This is a genomic window from Pseudomonas faucium, assembly GCF_021602585.1.
GTDB lineage: Bacteria > Pseudomonadota > Gammaproteobacteria > Pseudomonadales > Pseudomonadaceae > Aquipseudomonas > Aquipseudomonas faucium.
Genome location: NZ_BQIP01000003.1, coordinates 201,337 through 218,647 on the forward strand (window position 1 = coordinate 201,337; position 17,311 = coordinate 218,647).

Below are 17,311 nucleotides of genomic sequence, written 5' to 3' on the forward strand. Positions count from 1 at the left end.
CATCGTCGGCTTTATTACCGCCGCATGACAGACCCGAAGACGATCCCGGAGGGATGCTGATCGTGCACATCGCTGACATCACCATGTTCTATGCCCCCGCCAGCGGCGGCGTACGGACTTATCTTGATGCCAAACACCATCGCCTCGACGCCCTCCAGGGCGTGCGCCACAGCCTGCTGATCCCAGGCCCCAGTGCCCGCCACACCAATGGCGTGTACGAGGTACCGGCCCCGCCCCTGCCGTTTGGCAACGGCTACCGCTTTCCGGTGCGCCTGGGCCCCTGGTGCACGGTGCTGCGCCGCCTCAAGCCCGACCTGATCGAAGTCGGCGACCCCTACCTGACCGCCTGGGCCGCACTCGAAGCGCGCCGCCAGCTGGACGTGCCGGTGATCGGCTTCTACCACTCCGACTTGCCGCTGCTGGTCAGCAACCGCATGGGCAACTGGTTCACGCCCAATGTCGAAGCCTATGTCAGCAAGCTCTACGGCAATTTCGACCGGGTACTGGCGCCAAGCCAGGTGATGGCCGACAAGCTGCGCCGCCTGGGCGTGCGCGACGTGCATGTGCAGCGCCTGGGCGTGGACCTGGCCACCTTCAACCCGGCACGCCGCGACCCGCAGCTGCGCGCCCAGCTGGGCATCCCCGATACCAGCCGGCTGCTGGTGTTCGCCGGCCGTGGCTCGCGGGAAAAGAACCTGCCGGTGCTGCTCGACTGCATGCAGCACCTGGGGCGCCCCTACCACTTGCTGCTGGTGGGCTCGAACATGCCGGCCAGCGTGCCTGGCAACGTCAGTGTGATCGACCACTTCTGCCCGCTCGAGGAGGTCGCCCGGCTGGTGGCCAGCGCCGACCTGCTGGTGCATGCCGGCGACCAGGAAACCTTCGGCCTGGTGATCCTCGAGGCGATGGCCAGCGCCACGCCGGTGGTGGCGGTACGCGCCGGCGCCTTCAGCGAAATCGTCAACGAACAGTGCGGGCGCCTGTGCAACGCCAACGATGGCCGGGCCATGGCCACGGCGGTGCGCGAAGCGTTCGAAGAGGGGGTGCGCAAGCTCGGTGCCCAGGCTCGCCAGCATGTCGAGCAGCATTACTCGTGGGACAACGTGGTCAGCGGCCTGCTCCAGCATTACCAGGCCGTGCTCGGCCACCAGCCGCAGGTGCGCGCCCATGGCTGAGGCCGAAGGTTCGTCGCGCAGCCTGATGCTGGTGCTGCACGACATCGCCCCGGAAACCTGGCCGGACTACCAGCCATTCGTGCAGGCGGTCGACGAAATGGGCAACGTGCCGATGACCTGGCTGGTGGTGCCGGATTTTCACCACCGCAACCCTCTGGCACGCTCACCGACCTTCTGCCGGCTGCTCGAAAAGCGCCTGGCGCGCGGCGACGAGCTGGCCCTGCATGGCTTCTACCACGCCGACGACGGCCCCACGCCGCGCAGCCTCGGCGAGTACTTCATGCGCCGCCTCTACACCCACGAAGGCGAGTTCTATGCGCTGGACCAGGCCCAGGCGCTGCAGCGCCTGGAACAGGGCCTGGCGTTGTTCGCCCGGCAGGGCTGGCCGGTGGCAGGCTTCGTCGCCCCGGCCTGGCTGATGAGCCAGGGCACGCGCCAGGCCTTGTGCCAATTGCCGCTGCGCTACACCAGCACACCGCAGCATTTGTATCGCCTGCCCGACTTCACCGCCTTCGATGCCCCCGGGCTGGTCTGGAGCGCCCGCAGCGCCTGGCGCCGGGGCCTGTCACGGGTGGTCTGCAATTGGCAGCAGCAACGCTGGCGCGAAGCGGATACCTTGCGCCTCGGGCTGCACCCGGTGGACATGCGCCACCGCTCGTCGCGCAACTACTGGCTGACGACGCTCGAAACCTTGTTGCTGCAAGGCCGTGAACCCTTGACCAAATCGGCCTGGCTGGAGCGCCAGGTGCTCGCATGAATCGCCTGGCCTGGCTGGGCCTGGCCCTGCTCTGCGCCCTGCTGGTGCCGGCCTTGCTCGGCGGCAGCGAGCTGCTGCCAAGGCTGCAGGCCTTTGACCCCGGCCTGATGCTCACCCTGCTCGGGATGATCCTGCTGTGCTGGGTGATCAACGCCTTGCGCCTGCGCCTGCTGCTCGGCCAGCACGGGGCCAAACTTGGCCACGTGCGCAGCCTTGGCGTGGTGATGGCTACCGAATTCGCCATCTGCACCACGCCCGGTGGCAGCGGTGGGCCGTTGACGCTGATGGCCTTGCTCGCCCGCGACCGGATTGGCCCGGCCCGCAGTGGCGCGGTGTTCGCCATGGACCAGCTGAACGACTTGCTGTTCTTCTTCTGCGCGATGCTGGCCATCGCCGGCTATGCCCTGTTCCACAGCCTGGGGCGCAGCCAGGAGAGCCTGTTGCTGGGCAGCGCCTTGCTGCTGAGCTGCGCACTGGCGGTGGTAGTGGCGTTGCTGCGCTATCGGCGCCAGCTGATGCGTTTCAATGGCCGGCTGCTGCAGCGCCTGGGCATGGCCCCACGGCGCAAGCGGCGCTGGGCGCGCAAGTTCTTGCACTTCGTCGCCGCCCTGGCCCAGACCTGGCGGCTGCCCAAGCGCACCTTGGCGCTGGTGTTCACCCTCACCTGTGCGCACTGGAGCCTGCGCTACAGCGTGCTGTACCTGGTGTTGAGGGGGTTGGGCGTGGAGCTGTCGTGGGTGCCGAGCTTCCTGGTGCAGATGCTGTCGCTCAGCGCCGGGCAGTTCAGCCTGATGCCGGGCGGTGCCGGGGCTGCCGAACTGACGTCGGCGAGCCTGCTGGCGCCGATGGTCGGCAGCTCGACAGCCGCAGCGGCGATCCTGATCTGGCGGGCGGTTACTTACTATTTTTATCTGCTGGCGGGCGGGCCGGTGTTCGTCTACCTGCTGGCGCGTCCGCTGCTGGAGCGCTGGCGGGGTCAGGCGGGTTGAGCTGGCGCCAGAGTTCGGCGGCGCCTGGGAAGTCGGTGCCGTCGTCGTCATCGAGGGCGTCGGGGTCGTAGCGCGCGAGGCAGCCTTCACCGAGGGTGGGGGGAGGTGTGGCAGCGGGCTTGTTGCGGGAATTCGCCAAGGGGACTCCTCGGGGCGCTGTGCGCCCCAATCGCCGGCAAGCCGGCTCCCACAGAAATGCCTTGTGCAGTAACGTTGGGAGCCGGCTTGCCGGCGATTGGGCTGCGAAGCGGCCCTATGCTCGAATCAGTCGAACACCACGGTCTTGTTGCCGTGCACCAGCACGCGGTCTTCCAGGTGATAACGCAGGCCGCGGGCCAACACCATCTTCTCGACATCGCGGCCGAAGCGGACCATGTCCTCGATGCTATCGGCGTGGCTGACGCGCACCACGTCCTGCTCGATGATCGGGCCGGCATCCAGCTCTTCGGTCACGTAGTGGCAGGTGGCGCCGATCAGTTTCACGCCGCGCAGGGCAGCCTGGTGATAAGGCTTGGCGCCGACGAACGAAGGCAGGAAGCTGTGGTGGATGTTGATGACCTTTTCGGCGTAATCCTGGCACAGCTGCGGCGGCAGGATCTGCATGTAGCGCGCCAGCACCACCACATCGGCAGCATGCTCCTGGACCAGGCGCGACACTTCGGCAAACGCCGGCGCCTTGTCTTTGGGGTCGACCGGTACATGGAAGAACGGAATGCCATGCCACTCGACCATGCTGCGCAGGTCGTTGTGGTTGGAAATCACGCAAGGAATCTCGCAGTCCAGCTCGTCGGTGTGCCAGCGGTGCAGCAGGTCGGCCAGGCAATGCGATTCACGGCTGGCCATCAGCACCACGCGCTTCTTCTGCGCGGAATCGGTAACACGCCAAGTCATGGAGAACTCTTCGGCGATCGGCGCGAAGGCTTCGCGGAAGGCCTCGATACCGAACGGCAACGATTCGGCGCGAATTTCATGGCGCATGAAGAACCAACCACTCTGTTCATCGGAGTGGTGGCTGGCTTCGTTGATCCAGCCATTGTAAAGGGCCAGGAAATTACTGACTTTCGCCACGATGCCAACACGGTCGGGGCAGGCGATCACCAGACGATAGGTGCGCATGAATAAGACTCCAGAACTTCGCAAAGGCGCTCATTCTAGCGGCCCGGCCCAAAAAACGCAGTAAGCATTGCACCGACCGGTAACCCGGCTTGGCCGATGCGCCCCCTTGCGCCCGCTATCAAGTGGCTTGCGCACATGCCCGGGCAATTGACCAGGCTTATGTAAAAATTTCTTAATGTTGAGATAAATTGTCACAGGGTAATTAACAGTTCAGCCAGGTATTAATATGTTTACTTGAGTGTATGGCCTGTCTATTATTGCCCCACACATTTCTGAACACGCATTAAGGAACACTCCATGTCCCTGATCAACGAGTACCGCGCTACCGAAGAAGCCATCAAGGAACTTCAGGCCCGCCTGGCCAACCTGTCGCAGGATGACAAGCTGAAAAAAGAACTGGAGTTCGAAGGCAAACTGCGCACGCTGATGGGTGAATACTCCAAGTCGCTGCGTGATGTCATCGCCCTGCTCGACCCAGAGTCGAAACTGAGCAAAGCCCCGCGTGGCGCAGTCAAGACCACCGGCACCAAGCGTGCTCGCAAGGTCAAGCAATACAAGAACCCGCACAATGGTGAAGTGATCGAAACCAAAGGCGGCAACCACAAGACCCTGAAAGAATGGAAAGCCAAGTGGGGTGGTGATGTGGTTGAAGGCTGGGCAACCCTGCTGGACTGATAGTCCGCACTCGCCCCGTTTGTTGAAATGAAAAACGCCGGCACGCTGCCGGCGTTTTTCGTTTGTGCCTCAATGGTTGATGGCAAATTGTTCCGACAACCTGCGGGCATGCACTTGCCAGGCGTCCAGCACCCGGCGCCCGGCCTCGTCGGCATCGGCCCAGGCGCTCTGCCGGGCCTGCTCGAAGTCGCCCAGGGTATTGGGCGCGCCCCACACAGGGTCACTCAAGCGCTGCTGGCAGAACGCATGCCAACGCTGGCGCTCGTCGCTGTTCAAGGTCTCGGGGAAGTTTCGAGCGCGGTAACGGAACAGCAACTCAGGCAGGCGCGGGTCGTCGAACATCCAATGGCCATGCCCCAATTGTGCAGGGTCCAGTGTGCGAACTTGCTCGCACAGGCGCCGGTCCCGGTCGCCGAGAAATCCGTCATACAATTGCTGTTCAGGGTCTTCATTCGGGGCAAACTCTTCCTGCCCATAAATATGCGCCAGCTTGTCTTGCCACGCCTCTTGTTGATTGGCCAGCGCTTCACCACGTGCCTGCAACTGTGGCAAGTCGATGCCCAGCCGTTGCTGATCCACCGGGCGCAATACCGACAACGGCGCCAGCACCGGGCAACGGTTGATCTGCACCAACTTGAGCGGTACCGGTAATTGCCCTTCTGCCAATTGGTCATGCCGCGTATACAAGCGCTGACGAAGTACCTCAGCACTTTCCCTTAATAACGGTAGGGTTTCCTGATGCAGGTCGCACACAATCAGTGCATTGCGATTGCGCGGGTGCCAGGCCAGGGGCAAGACCACACCCAGGTAATGACGCGCCGCCGAAAAGCGCCCGGAAATATGCACCAGCGGTTGCAACAAACGCACCTGCTCCATCACTTTGTGTTTGCTGCGCAACTGGAACAACCATTCATACAGTTTGGGTTGTTTTTGCCGTATCAAGCGCGCCAGGGCGATGGTTGCCCGCACGTCGGAAAGCGCTTCGTGCGCATGCCCGTGGTCGATGCCGTTGGCCTTGCTCAGCAACTCCAGGCGCAGGCTGGTGCGGCCATCCTGTTGCGGCCACTCGATACCTTCCGGGCGAAGCGCATAGGCCGTGCGCACCACATCGATCAAATCCCAGCGGCTGTTGCCGCCCTGCCATTCGCGGGCATAGGGGTCGAAGAAGTTGCGATAGAGGCTGTAGCGGGTCACTTCGTCGTCGAAGCGCAAGGTGTTGTAACCCGCGCTGCAGGTGCCTGGGCGCGCCAGTTGCTCATGCACGCGGGTCATGAACTCGGCTTCGCACAAGCCTAGGGTAGCCAGTTGCTGAGGGGTGATGCCGGTCACCAGGCAAGCGGCCGGGTGCGGCAGGATGTCGTCGGAGGGGCGGCAATAAAGGTTGATCGGCGCCTCGATCTCGTTGAGGTCGAGGTCGGTGCGCACGCCAGCCACCTGCAGCGGCCGGTCGCAGCGCGGGTTGATGCCGGTGGTTTCGTAGTCGTGCCAGAAAATGCTGGAAGTCACGGGGTCATCCTGAAGCGAGGTTGACCCGATTCTAGCGGACCACGCCTCAGACGGAAGCGTTGGCCGGGAGGAAACTGAAATAGTCACGCAGCGAGCGCACGAAGTCATCGTACTCGCGCGGCGCCTGCAGCAGCATGAAGCCCGAATCGTAATGGCCCGGCGTCTGGTCTTCGCGGCACCACAGGCAACTGGCGGTCAGGTTGATGAACTGCAAGCCGCCACCGGCCAGCGGCACGCGCAGCTGCAGTTCGTAATCCGGCCCGACCAGCACAGGCAATTGGCTGATCACCATCAGCCCGTCTTCGGAGGCATTACCCAACTGGCCGATCGGCTGATCGGTGAAGCGATTGAACACCCTCAGCGCGCAGGGCAGTTGATGGCGTTCGATGTGGCGCTTGTTGAACATGGTCACAAGTGCAGTCCGTACCCGATGCCAGGAATGCAAGGTACTGGCGATTGTTGTAACAACTTAGTTACAGGTTAACGCAGCTCGCCGTGCAAATCCCATGAATTTATCGACACCTTGGTGTTAACGCCAAGGAGAGGTATTCACAGGGCTGGCCACCGCCGTCTGGCCGCTGCGGTAGTGGCCCAGCTTCTCCAGGGTCTGCAGGCGCGCCTTGGCGCGGAAGGCGTATTCGTTGTTCGGATACTGCTGGATCAGGTACTCGTAGGTCTGCGCAGCATCCACGTACAGCTGCTGGCGTTCCAGGCACTGGCCACGCAGCAGCGACACTTCCGGGTGGATGAACGGGCGGGCGCGGCTGGTGCGGTCGACCTGCGACAACTCCAGCATGACCTTCTGGCAATCGCCCCGGTCGTAGGCGCGGTAGGCGTTGTTCAGGTGATGGTCCATGGACCAGCGGGTGCAGCCGACGGTGCTGGCCGCCGCCAGGGCTAAAACGATGAGGGCTCGCATGGGGGATCTCCTTTGATGCCAGTGTATCGGCCTTTGCCCGCAAATCTTCACAGCCTTTTGCCAGGATACCTTGCCCGTTCATATGCCACCCTGCGTGCCTTGCAGGTAGTGCAACGGAACAATGACTACAGCGCGATTCAGGAGTAGCCTTTCGCTGCGCTTCACTATAGGAGTCTGTGCATGACCATCCGCCGTACCAAAATCGTCGCCACCCTTGGCCCCGCCAGCAATTCGCCGGAAGTGATCGAACAGCTGATCCTCGCCGGCCTGGACGTGGCACGCCTGAACTTTTCCCACGGCACTCCGGACGAGCACAAGGCGCGCGCCCGCCTGATCCGTGACATCGCCGCCAAGAACGGCCGCCATGTCGCGCTGCTGGGTGACCTGCAGGGTCCGAAGATCCGCATCGCCAAGTTCGCCAACAAGCGCATCGAATTGAAGATCGGTGACAAGTTCACCTTCTCCACCGCCCACCCGCTGACCGAAGGCAACCAGGACATCGTCGGTATCGACTACCCCGACCTGGTCAAGGACTGCGGCGTCGGTGACGAACTGCTGCTCGACGATGGCCGCGTGGTCATGCGCGTCGAGACCGCCACCGCAGATGCCCTGCACTGCGTGGTGATCATCGGTGGCCCGCTGTCGGACCACAAAGGCATCAACCGCAAAGGTGGCGGCCTGACCGCACCGGCCCTGACCGAAAAAGACAAGGCCGACATCAAGCTGGCCGCGGAAATGGACCTGGACTACCTGGCCGTGTCCTTCCCGCGTGACGCCAGCGACATGGAATACGCCCGCAAGCTGCGCGACGAGTCCGGCGGCAGCGCCTGGCTGGTGGCCAAGATCGAGCGCGCCGAAGCCGTTGCCGACGACGAGACCCTCGACAAGCTGATCGCCGCCTCCGACGCGGTGATGGTTGCCCGTGGCGACCTGGGTGTGGAAATCGGCGATGCCGAGCTGATCGCCATCCAGAAGAAGATCATCCAGCACGCCCGCCGCAACAACAAGGCGGTGATCGTGGCGACCCAGATGATGGAGTCGATGATCCAGAACCCGATGCCGACCCGCGCCGAAGTGTCCGACGTGGCCAACGCCGTCTTGGACAACACCGATGCGGTGATGCTGTCGGCCGAAAGCGCCGCCGGTTCCTACCCGATCGAAGCGGTTCAGGCCATGGCCCGCATCTGCCTGGGCGCCGAGAAGCACCCGACCAGCCAGAAGTCCAGCCACCGCCTGCACACCACCTTCGAGCGCTGCGACGAAAGCATCGCCCTGGCGGCCATGTACACCGCCAACCACTTCCCGGGCGTGAAGGCGATCATCGCCCTGACCGAAAGTGGCTACACCCCGCTGATCATGTCGCGCCTGCGTTCGCACGTGCCGATCTACGCGCTGTCGCCGCACCGCGCTACCCAGGCTCGCGCCTCGATGTTCCGCGGCGTCTACCCGATCGCCTTCGACCCGGCTTCGCTGCCGGCCGACAAGGTGAGCCAGGCGGCGGTCGACGAGCTGCTCAAGCGTGGGCTGGTGGAGCAAGGTGACTGGGTAATCCTGACCAAGGGTGACAGCTACCACACCATCGGTGGCACCAACGGCATGAAGATCCTGCATGTCGGTGACCCGCTGGTTGGGTGATAGCCCCGGGGGCCGCTTTGCGGCCCTTTCGCGACACAAGGCCGCTCCTACAGGAGATCGCATTCACCTGTAGGAGCGGCCTTGTGTCGCGAAAGGAGGGCAAAGCCCTCCCTGCTCACTCAAGCATGCTCCACGAACACATCGGCAAACACCTGCCCCCGCGGCACCCCCGCAATGAACAGCCGCCGCGCAAACCGCTCCACACTCCCCGGCGAGCCACACAGCAGCGCAACGGTCTGCCGTGATGACGGCCGCAACCCCGCCAGCGCATCTTCCAGCTGATCGACCAGCACCGGCTCGACCCTCACCCCTTCAATTTCCGCCAGCGGCCCGGCCAGATAATGCCCGGCGTGCTCGTGCGCCACATGCATCACCCTGATCTCGCCCTGATGCCCCTGGCGCAGCGCCTCGCGCAAGATGCCCCACAACGGCGCCAGCCCGGTGCCGGCCGCCAGCAGCCACAAGGGCCGCGCGTGCCAGTCCGGGTCGTAATGCAGCGCCCCGCCCCTGAGTTCGCCCAGGCGCAAGGTATCGCCCAGCTGCAACCCCCGCGCCTTGTCGCTGAAGGCACCGGGCCGGCGGCAGTCGATATGGAATTCGAGAAAGTCACCCTCGCCCGGCAGGCTCGCCAGGGAATAAGGCCGCGCCACCGACCCGCTCCACAGCACCAGGTGCTGGCCAGCCTGGTAACGCAGCGCACGCGCAGGCTGCAGGCGCAGGCGCAGCACATCGGCGTACCAGTCCAGTGCACGGACCTGGGCGGCGATGCCGTCCTGCAGCGGGTCGAACACCGCCACGCGCAAGTCGTCCACCACTCGGCACTGGCACGCCAGGCGCCAGCCCTGTGCGTGCTTTTCCAGGGCCAGGGCCTCGGGCAAGGCATCCGCCGGCTGCCCGTCCAGGCAATGCACCAAACAGGCATGGCAGCTGCCGGCGCGGCAACTGTAGGGCACGTTCAGCCCGGCCTCGTTCAGGGCATCGAGCAGGTTGCTGCCGGTGGGCACCGTCCAGCGGCGCTCGCCCACGCATAGTTCGGGCATGGTCGGTGTTTCTCCATATGACTGCGGCTCACTGTAAGCCAAGCGCTCGATGGCAGCAAAAAGGATGCCCGCCGGTGGCCGACCATGGTCCAGACCGGCCGCAGGTGTGCCCGGCACCGATGCGCGCTATACTGCCGCGCCTTTTTCCGTCGGCCTGACCTGCCGGCGCCTTGCAAGGCGCTTCGACACGCTGGTCGGCATTGTCGAGCGTCTTTTTGAATGTTCCCGTCTTTAAGAGGAGCGCGCTGCATGACCGTGATCAAGCAAGACGACCTGATTCAGAGCGTCGCCGACGCCCTGCAATTCATCTCGTACTACCACCCCGTCGATTTCATCCAGGCGATGCACGAGGCCTACCTGCGCGAAGAGTCGCCAGCGGCACGTGACTCGATCGCCCAGATCCTGATCAACTCGCGCATGTGCGCCACCGGCCACCGCCCGATCTGCCAGGACACCGGTATCGTCACCGTGTTCGTGCGCGTGGGCATGGACGTGCGCTGGGACGGCGCCACCCTGAGCGTCGACGACATGATCAACGAGGGTGTGCGTCGCGCCTACAACCTGCCTGAAAACGTCCTGCGTGCCTCGATCCTGGCCGACCCGGCCGGTGCCCGCAAGAACACCAAGGACAACACCCCGGCCGTCATCCACTACTCGATCGTCCCTGGCGACAAGGTCGAAGTCGATGTTGCAGCCAAGGGCGGCGGTTCCGAGAACAAGTCGAAGATGGCCATGCTCAACCCGTCCGACTCGATCGTCGACTGGGTGCTGAAGACCGTGCCGACCATGGGCGCTGGCTGGTGCCCGCCTGGCATGCTCGGCATCGGTATCGGCGGCACCGCCGAGAAGGCTGCGGTGATGGCCAAGGAAGTGTTGATGGAATCCATCGACATCCACGAGCTGAAGGCCCGCGGCCCGCAGAACCGCATCGAAGAGATCCGCCTGGAGCTGTTCGACAAGGTCAACCAGCTGGGCATCGGCGCCCAGGGCCTGGGCGGCCTGACCACCGTGCTCGACGTCAAGATCATGGACTACCCGACCCACGCCGCCTCGCTGCCGGTGTGCATGATCCCCAACTGCGCCGCCACCCGCCACGCGCACTTCGTGCTCGATGGCTCCGGCCCGGCTGAGCTGGAAGCGCCGTCGCTGGACGCCTACCCGGAAATCGTCTGGGAAGCCGGCCCGAGCGCCCGTCGCGTCAACCTCGACGCCATCACCCCGGAAGAAGTCGCCAGCTGGAAGCCGGGCGAGACCATCCTGCTCAACGGCAAGATGCTCACTGGCCGCGACGCTGCGCACAAGCGCATGGTCGAGATGCTCAACCGTGGCGAAGAACTGCCGGTCGACCTCAAGGGCCGCTTCATCTACTACGTCGGCCCGGTCGACCCGGTCGGTGACGAAGTGGTAGGCCCAGCCGGCCCGACCACCGCCACCCGCATGGACAAGTTCACCCGCCAGATCCTCGAGCAGACCGGCCTGCTGGGCATGATCGGCAAGTCCGAGCGTGGCCCGACCGCCATCGAGGCGATCAAGGACAACAAGGCCGTGTACCTGATGGCCGTCGGCGGCGCTGCCTACCTGGTGGCCCAGGCGATCCGCAAGTCCAAGGTCCTGGCCTTCGCCGAACTGGGCATGGAAGCGATCTACGAGTTCGAAGTGAAAGACATGCCGGTGACTGTCGCGGTCGACAGCAACGGTGAGTCGGTGCACATCACTGGCCCTGCTCTGTGGCAGAGCAAGATTGCCCAGAGCCTGGCAGTCGAAGTGAAGTAAACCTGATGTAACAGCGGCGGCCCCTTCGCGGGGCAAGCCCGCTCCCACAGGTACGACATCGAACCTGTGGGAGCGGGCTTGCCCCGCGAAGGGGCCGCCGTCGTTTCAGCGCATCAGATCGGCAACGCCTTGACCCAGAACGCCATGATCTTCTCCGAACTTTCCTGCTCCCCCAGGTCGCGCCAGGCGCTGTGGGTACGCAGTGACGGATCATGCAGGAAGCCACGGTTGCGCCAAAAGCCATGCAACGGCTTGTACTGCGCCGGCCGCAGCGGGTGCCCGCCGGGCCGCTCCACCGCACAGAACGCGCAGTAATCGAACTCGGCAAGCTTGTGGGCATAGGACTCGCGCTCGATGAAAAAGCGCACGCCCAGGCCCTGCCCCCGGTATGCCGGCAACAGCAGTGACTCACCGAAGTAATAGACGCAGGCGGGGTCGCGCCCCTGGGCCAGGAAGGGCTGCTGGAATTCAGGCGCCACGTCCAGCAGCGGCACAGCCGTGCTGGCACCCACCACCTGGCCTTGGTCCAGCGCCAGCACCACCAGGCTGCGCCCGGAGCGCACGTAGCTTGCCAGGTAGTTGGCTTCGCACTCCGGGGTACTGTCGTAGAGGTAGGGAAACTCGCGAAACACGGTCAGGCGCAGGCGAGCGAGGTCATCGAGGTAAGGCGCGATAGCGGCGCCGTGCAACAGGCGTATTTCCATGCTGGGCGGTCGTTCTGTCGAGGTGGATGACGCGTTCGGCTAAGCCGGGCTTGAGGGCAAACCCTATCATCCGAGCCAACGCCCCGCCTTTTCCCAACACGACAGGTACTGTTCCATCACCGCTACCAAGCAGGCCTGCCCCGCGCAGAGGCGCGGTCAGGAAATACGCGTGCCCAGCACCTTCAGAAACGCCGCCAACCAGGCCGGATGCGCAGGCCACGCCGGCGCCGTCACCAGGTTGCCGTCCACGTGCGCCTGGTCCACGGCGATGTCGATGAACTTGCCACCCGCCAGCCGCACCTCCGGCGCACAGGCCGGGTACGCACTGCACTCGCGCCCTTCCAGCACCCCGGCCGCCGCCAGCAGCTGCGCCCCGTGGCACACCGCGGCAATCGGCTTGCCGGCCTGGTCGAAGGCCTTGACCAGCGCCAGCACCTTCTCGTCCAGGCGCAGGTACTCCGGCGCACGCCCACCCGGAATCAGCAGCGCGTCGTAGCTCTCGGCACGCACCCGGACGAAGTCGTAGTTCAGGGCAAAGTTGTGCCCTGGCTTCTCGCTGTAGGTCTGCTCACCCTCGAAGTCGTGGATCGCCGTGCGCACGGTCTGGCCCGCGACCTTTTCCGGGCACACCGCATGCACCGTGTGGCCCACCATGGTCAATGCCTGGAACGGCACCATCGCCTCGTAATCCTCGACGTAGTCGCCCACCAGCATGAGAATCTTCTTCGCCGTCATTGCAGTCACCCTTGGATTACTTTTGGACAGTCACTGCACGATAGTCGCTGTCAGTCACGTCGGTCGAGCAAATTGACCACCAGCCGGTCCAGCCAGCCCCATATCCGCTGCTTGACCCGGCGCCAGAGCGGGCGGGCATTCCAGTGGTCGAGGTCGACCACCTCGCTCAAGGCGAAATCGCGCTCGAAGCTGGCCTGCACGGCGGCGGTCAGCGGCGGGTCGAGCGCCTCGATGTTGGCCTCCAGGTTGAAGCGCAGGTTCCAGTGGTCGAAGTTGCACGAGCCGATGCTGACCCAGTCGTCGATCAGCACCATCTTCAGGTGCAAGAAGCACGGCTGGTATTCGTAGATGCGCACCCCGGCGCGCAGCAGGCGCGGGTAATAGCGGTGCCCGGCGTAACGCACCGAAGGGTGATCGGTACGCGGCCCGGTCAGCAGCAGGCGCACATCGACCCCCTTGCTGGCGGCGCGGCGCAGGGAGCGGCGCACGCTCCAGGTCGGCAGGAAGTACGGCGTGGCCAGCCACACCCGCTGCTTGCCACTGTTCAGCCCGCGCACCAGCGAATGCAGGATGTCCTGGTGCTGACGGGCGTCGGCATAGGCCACCCGGCCCATGCCCTGGCCCTGCGCCGGCACCTTGGGCAGGCGCGGCAGGCCGAAGCCCTCGGCCGGGCGCCAGGCGGTGCGGCGGTTGTTGGCGTGCCACTGGCGGTCGAACAGCAACTGCCAGTCGCTGACCACCGCCCCCTGCATCTGCACCATCACTTCATGCCACTCGCTGGCCGCCTCGCCGGGCGTCCAGAACTCGTCGGTGACCCCGGTGCCGCCCACCACCGCCCAGCGCTCGTCGACCAGCAGCAGTTTGCGATGGTCGCGGTAGAGGTTGCGAAAGCCACGCTTCCAGCGCAGGCGGTTGTACCAGCGCAGCAGCACCCCGGCCTCCAGCAGGCGCTGGCGCAGCGCCGTGGTAAAGGCCAGCGAGCCATAGTCGTCGAACAGGCAGCGCACCCGCACGCCGCGCCGCGCCGCCTGCTCCAGCACCTCGACCACCGCCTCGGCGCAGGCCCCGGCCTCGACCAGGTACAACTCCAGGTCGACCTGGTACTGGGCCTGCGCAATCGCCTGGAGCATGCGCGGAAAGAACTCGGGGCCGTCGATCAGCAGTTCGAACTGGTTGCCATCGCGCCAGGGGAAGACCGGCCCCGGCATGTCAGCGGGCGTTGAAGATCAGCACCGCATTGACCGGTACCGTGGGGTTGATGGACTTGAGCTTGGCGAACTTGCGCAGGGTTTCCAGCCCTGGCAGCAAAGCGAAGTCGTTGGCATTGAGAATCAGCGGCTCCAGGGTCACCACCTGAAAGCGCCGCTCATCGAGGCGGGTCGCCAGCAGCAGTGCGTTGTAGCTGTGCGACTGGCCATGCAGGCTGACGGTGAGCGGCAGGCGCAACTCGATCTGCGCACCGTTGGCCAGGTCGTTGATCGGGCGCAGGTCGATCTGCGCCTTGATCGTGGCTTCGGCGAAACGCTCGACCTCGAACAGGTCATCACGCATGCGCTCGTCGCGCAGCGGGATGCCGCTGCTGACCGAGTCCATCTCGATGCGCAGCGCCGCCGCGCCCTTGCGGTCCACCGAGCCATGCAACACCAGGAAGCGATGCACCTCGGCGGTGTCGCCGTTCTTGCCGCTGATGAACGACAGGCGTGACGATTCACTATCGAGGTGCCAGTTGGCGTGGGCGGGCAGACACAGGGCCAGCAGCAGGGCCGGCAGAAGACGGGGCAGCTTGAACATGACAGATCTCGTGAAACTTGACCGCCAACCTTAACCGCCCACCGTCATGGCAGCAAGCGGCAACCCTGCTGCGCGCCCTGCCAGGCCGCGCGGCTGCGCTGGCCCAGCCCGGCGGCGCTGACCCTGCGCTGCTGGCTGTCTTCTTCCAGCTCGCTCAAGGGTAGCCACTGTTTCACGTAGGCGCGGCAATACGCCTGCTCGAAGCCCATGACGAAGCGGCACGAGCAGTACTCCTTGGCCGAATACGCCGAAAGGATGCCGGGGAAATCCGCCAGCGCCTGGCGCTCCAGCCAGGCCCAGCCAAGCAGTGCGACAAGCGCCAGTAACGCCAGACGCTTCATGCGCCCTCCCCGGCCAGCGCCGCCAGCACCCGTTTGAGCAACTCGTTGTGGCTGTAGCTGCCATCGCGGTCATCGCCGTAGCGCACGATCACCAGCTGCTGCGCGGGCAGTATGTAGAGCGCCTGGCCCCAGTGGCCGAGCGCCGCGTAGGTATCTGCCGGGGCGTCGGGCCATGGCCGTGCAGCGCCTTGTGCGAGCGGCTGGTTGAGCCACCAATGGCCGCCAGGGTTGGCTTCGCCGGGGATGGCCTGGGCCTGGGTGAACACGGCGCGGTTGAACGCCACCCAGCTTGCCGGCAACAGCTGGCGCGCCTGCCAACGCCCTTCGCGCTGCATCAACAGGCCGATGCGCGCCAGGTCGCGGGCACTGAGGTAGAGGTAGGACGAACCGACCAGCGTGCCCGCGCCATCGCGCTCCCAGACCGCGCTGTCGATGCCCAGCGGGGTGAACAGCGCCTGCCAGGGATAGTCGGCGTAGGCCCCGGCATCGAGCATGCCGCGCAAGGCGGCGGCCAGCAGGTTGCTGTCGCCGCTCGAATAGAGAAAGCGCTGGCCAGGTGGCTCGACGGCGGGGTGCGCAGCGGTATAGGCCGCCATGTCGCGGCGCCCTCGGGTATAGAGCATGGCCACCACCGAAGACTTCAACGGCGCATATTCATAGTCTTCCTGCCATTGCAGGCCGCTGGCCCAGTGCAGCAGGTCGGCCATGCGCACCTCGGGGTGCGCCTGCATCGGCGGGTAGTAGCGTGCCACCGGGTCCTGCAACTGGAAGCGCCCCTGGCCCTGGGCGACGCCCAGCACGGTGGCGAGCACGCTCTTGCTGACCGACCAGGTCAGGTGGGCGGTTTTGCCAGTGGTGGGTGCGCTGTAGCGCTCATGGAGAATGCGCCCATCGCGGATGATCAACAGCGCGTCGCTGCGGATGCCGCTGCGTTCATCGGCATTGCGCGCCGGGAAGGCGTAGGCATCCACCGCTTGCCAATCGATGACCGCATTGTCGAAGGGCCAGTCCGGGGCGGGCCAGTCTTCGGCCCAGGCGGGGACGATGGCCAGGGCGAAGAGCGCGAGCAGGGTCTTGAGCATGGGCTTGCCTGCAATGGGCTGCGCGGCAGCCCCATTATCAGAGGATCACCCAGCCTCTCAGCCTTTCATGACAGTCCTGCAGCCGCCCAGGCCTTGGCCAGGCGTTTTTCCCGCGCCGCAGCGGCCAATGCCAGCACGCCCTGGTCGCGCTGCCACAGCTGCGACCACTGCTCCGGGCCTGCCGCCAACGCCTGGTCGATGGCCCAGCGCAGCGCCTGGAACTGCTCGAACAAACCGCCCAGCAGCAGATGGCAACCCACGCTGTCGGCGCACTGCCGGCTCCCTTCGGCGCAGCCCGCCAACAGCCCCAGCAAACGCAGGCGCAGGTCCTGCGGCCAGCCGCACTCCTGGCCAACCCCATACAGCCAGGCCGTCAGGGCCGCCAGCACGTACAGATCTTCCAGCGAGCGGAAGGGTTTGACGTAGGCATCCCAGCCATCGCCCGCCAGCAACTCGCAGCCGGCTTGCTGCAAGCGCAGCCGCCCGTGGCCCACTTCAGGCATCAGCGGCAGGGTCGGCAGCGCCTCCAGTGTCACCCCAGGCTCGCCAGGGTAGACCACCGCCAGGTTCAACCGCGGCCCCTGCCCAGGCCCTTCGCTGCGCGCCGCCACCAGCAGCCATTCGGCATCCAGCCCGGCGGTGACGAAGTCCTTGTTGCCAGTCAGGCGCAGCCCCTCCAGGCGGGTGTTCATGTCGGCCGGGCGCACGCTGCGCCGCTCGGTGGCGCACAGCGCGCCGAGGCTGGCCGGGGCGCTGGGCCAGAGCACACGCAAGGCCGCCTGGTAGCCGATGAGAAAGGCCAGGCCAGGGGTGGCCATGGCGCGGCCACCGAGCACCGCCAGCTCGAACGGCGAAACCGGCCCCAGGTGCGCGAGCTGCGCGCCGTAAGTCTCGCCCAGGGTGCCGGCCAGCGGCTGGCGCAAAGGGTCGTTGAGTCGTTGCAACCAAGCCATCGCATGCTCCTTGTGGGCCTTCAGGGGCTGTCACGCAAGCATCACCAAAGGTTCACAGCCGTGACACCGCGCCTACCTAGGCTGACTTTGCACAACAAAGCCGACCGGCCGCAACCCTTC

Annotated in this window: 18 protein-coding genes; 6 read left to right on the forward strand and 12 right to left on the reverse strand. The window is 65.3% G+C overall.

Going from position 1 to position 17,311, the window contains the following annotated elements; genetic code table 11:
* The first annotated feature begins 53 nt into the window (after positions 1 to 53).
* Genes L6D75_RS05735 through L6D75_RS05745 form a run of 3 tightly spaced genes read left to right on the forward strand, consistent with a single transcriptional unit; the run spans position 54 to position 2,921 of the window.
* Positions 54 to 1,175, forward strand: a complete 1,122-nt coding sequence (locus L6D75_RS05735; protein ID WP_176511879.1) for an N-acetylglucosaminyl phosphatidylglycerol synthase — start codon at positions 54 to 56, stop codon at positions 1,173 to 1,175.
* The gene (locus tag L6D75_RS05740) at positions 1,168 to 1,932 is read left to right on the forward strand and encodes an N-acetylglucosaminyl phosphatidylglycerol deacetylase (RefSeq protein ID WP_176511880.1); all 765 of its coding nucleotides are present in this window, start codon (positions 1,168 to 1,170) and stop codon (positions 1,930 to 1,932) included. Before L6D75_RS05735 ends, L6D75_RS05740 begins: the two co-directional genes overlap by 8 nt.
* The gene (locus L6D75_RS05745; protein WP_176511881.1) at positions 1,929 to 2,921 is read left to right on the forward strand and encodes a glucosaminyl phosphatidylglycerol flippase; all 993 of its coding nucleotides are present in this window, start codon (positions 1,929 to 1,931) and stop codon (positions 2,919 to 2,921) included. Before L6D75_RS05740 ends, L6D75_RS05745 begins: the two co-directional genes overlap by 4 nt.
* A 264-nt stretch (positions 2,922 to 3,185) precedes the next feature.
* On the opposite strand, the gene purU is transcribed toward L6D75_RS05745, so the two are convergent.
* On the reverse strand, positions 3,186 to 4,037 hold the full coding sequence (gene purU / locus L6D75_RS05755) for a formyltetrahydrofolate deformylase (RefSeq protein ID WP_008097675.1): 852 nt from the start codon (positions 4,035 to 4,037) through the stop codon (positions 3,186 to 3,188).
* A 297-nt stretch (positions 4,038 to 4,334) separates the two neighbouring features.
* Here purU and mvaT point away from each other — a divergent pair, with 297 nt between their 5' ends.
* Positions 4,335 to 4,712 carry a histone-like nucleoid-structuring protein MvaT gene (gene mvaT / locus L6D75_RS05760; RefSeq protein WP_176511882.1) on the forward strand — a complete coding sequence of 126 codons (378 nt, stop codon included), beginning with the start codon at positions 4,335 to 4,337 and terminating at the stop codon, positions 4,710 to 4,712.
* A 69-nt stretch (positions 4,713 to 4,781) separates the two neighbouring features.
* Here mvaT and sbcB read toward each other — a convergent pair whose 3' ends face one another.
* From sbcB to L6D75_RS05775, 3 genes are all read right to left on the reverse strand, one after another.
* Positions 4,782 to 6,218 carry an exodeoxyribonuclease I gene (sbcB, locus tag L6D75_RS05765; protein WP_176511883.1) on the reverse strand — a complete coding sequence of 479 codons (1,437 nt, stop codon included), beginning with the start codon at positions 6,216 to 6,218 and terminating at the stop codon, positions 4,782 to 4,784.
* Between the two features lie 46 nt (positions 6,219 to 6,264).
* The gene (locus L6D75_RS05770; protein WP_176511909.1) at positions 6,265 to 6,624 is read right to left on the reverse strand and encodes a PilZ domain-containing protein; all 360 of its coding nucleotides are present in this window, start codon (positions 6,622 to 6,624) and stop codon (positions 6,265 to 6,267) included.
* 123 nt (positions 6,625 to 6,747) lie between these two features.
* Complete coding sequence (locus tag L6D75_RS05775; RefSeq protein ID WP_176511884.1) at positions 6,748 to 7,137, reverse strand: tetratricopeptide repeat protein; 390 nt, start codon at positions 7,135 to 7,137, stop codon at positions 6,748 to 6,750.
* Between the two features lie 180 nt (positions 7,138 to 7,317).
* Between L6D75_RS05775 and pyk the strand changes: the two genes are divergently transcribed.
* Positions 7,318 to 8,772: a pyruvate kinase gene (gene pyk / locus L6D75_RS05780; RefSeq protein WP_176511885.1), complete on the forward strand. Its 1,455-nt coding sequence runs from the start codon at positions 7,318 to 7,320 to the stop codon at positions 8,770 to 8,772.
* Between the two features lie 119 nt (positions 8,773 to 8,891).
* Here the strand turns inward: pyk and L6D75_RS05785 are convergent, their stop codons facing one another.
* Positions 8,892 to 9,812: an iron-sulfur-binding ferredoxin reductase gene (locus tag L6D75_RS05785; protein WP_176511886.1), complete on the reverse strand. Its 921-nt coding sequence runs from the start codon at positions 9,810 to 9,812 to the stop codon at positions 8,892 to 8,894.
* A 249-nt stretch (positions 9,813 to 10,061) separates the two neighbouring features.
* Here L6D75_RS05785 and L6D75_RS05790 point away from each other — a divergent pair, with 249 nt between their 5' ends.
* Positions 10,062 to 11,585, forward strand: a complete 1,524-nt coding sequence (locus L6D75_RS05790; protein ID WP_176511887.1) for a fumarate hydratase — start codon at positions 10,062 to 10,064, stop codon at positions 11,583 to 11,585.
* Between the two features lie 113 nt (positions 11,586 to 11,698).
* Here the strand turns inward: L6D75_RS05790 and L6D75_RS05795 are convergent, their stop codons facing one another.
* From L6D75_RS05795 to L6D75_RS05825, 7 genes are all read right to left on the reverse strand, one after another.
* Positions 11,699 to 12,289, reverse strand: a complete 591-nt coding sequence (locus L6D75_RS05795; protein WP_176511888.1) for a GNAT family acetyltransferase — start codon at positions 12,287 to 12,289, stop codon at positions 11,699 to 11,701.
* Between the two features lie 156 nt (positions 12,290 to 12,445).
* Entirely contained in the window at positions 12,446 to 13,024 is a 579-nt protein-coding gene (locus tag L6D75_RS05800) for a DJ-1/PfpI family protein (protein WP_176511889.1), read from the reverse strand.
* Positions 13,025 to 13,074: 50 nt separating this feature from the next.
* Positions 13,075 to 14,232, reverse strand: a complete 1,158-nt coding sequence (locus L6D75_RS05805) for a phospholipase D-like domain-containing protein (protein WP_176511890.1) — start codon at positions 14,230 to 14,232, stop codon at positions 13,075 to 13,077.
* Between the two features lies 1 nt (position 14,233).
* Entirely contained in the window at positions 14,234 to 14,815 is a 582-nt protein-coding gene (locus L6D75_RS05810; RefSeq protein ID WP_176511891.1) for a YceI family protein, read from the reverse strand.
* A 44-nt stretch (positions 14,816 to 14,859) separates the two neighbouring features.
* Positions 14,860 to 15,156, reverse strand: coding sequence for an amidase (locus L6D75_RS05815; protein WP_176511892.1), 297 nt, complete (start codon positions 15,154 to 15,156; stop codon positions 14,860 to 14,862).
* Entirely contained in the window at positions 15,153 to 16,238 is a 1,086-nt protein-coding gene (locus L6D75_RS05820; protein WP_176511893.1) for a serine hydrolase domain-containing protein, read from the reverse strand. The genes L6D75_RS05815 and L6D75_RS05820 overlap by 4 nt, the downstream gene beginning before the upstream one ends.
* Positions 16,239 to 16,303: 65 nt before the next feature.
* A complete protein-coding gene (locus L6D75_RS05825) occupies positions 16,304 to 17,191 on the reverse strand; it encodes an acyl-CoA dehydrogenase middle domain-containing protein (RefSeq protein WP_176511894.1) in 888 nt (295 codons plus the stop codon).
* Between the last annotated feature and the right edge of the window lie 120 nt (positions 17,192 to 17,311).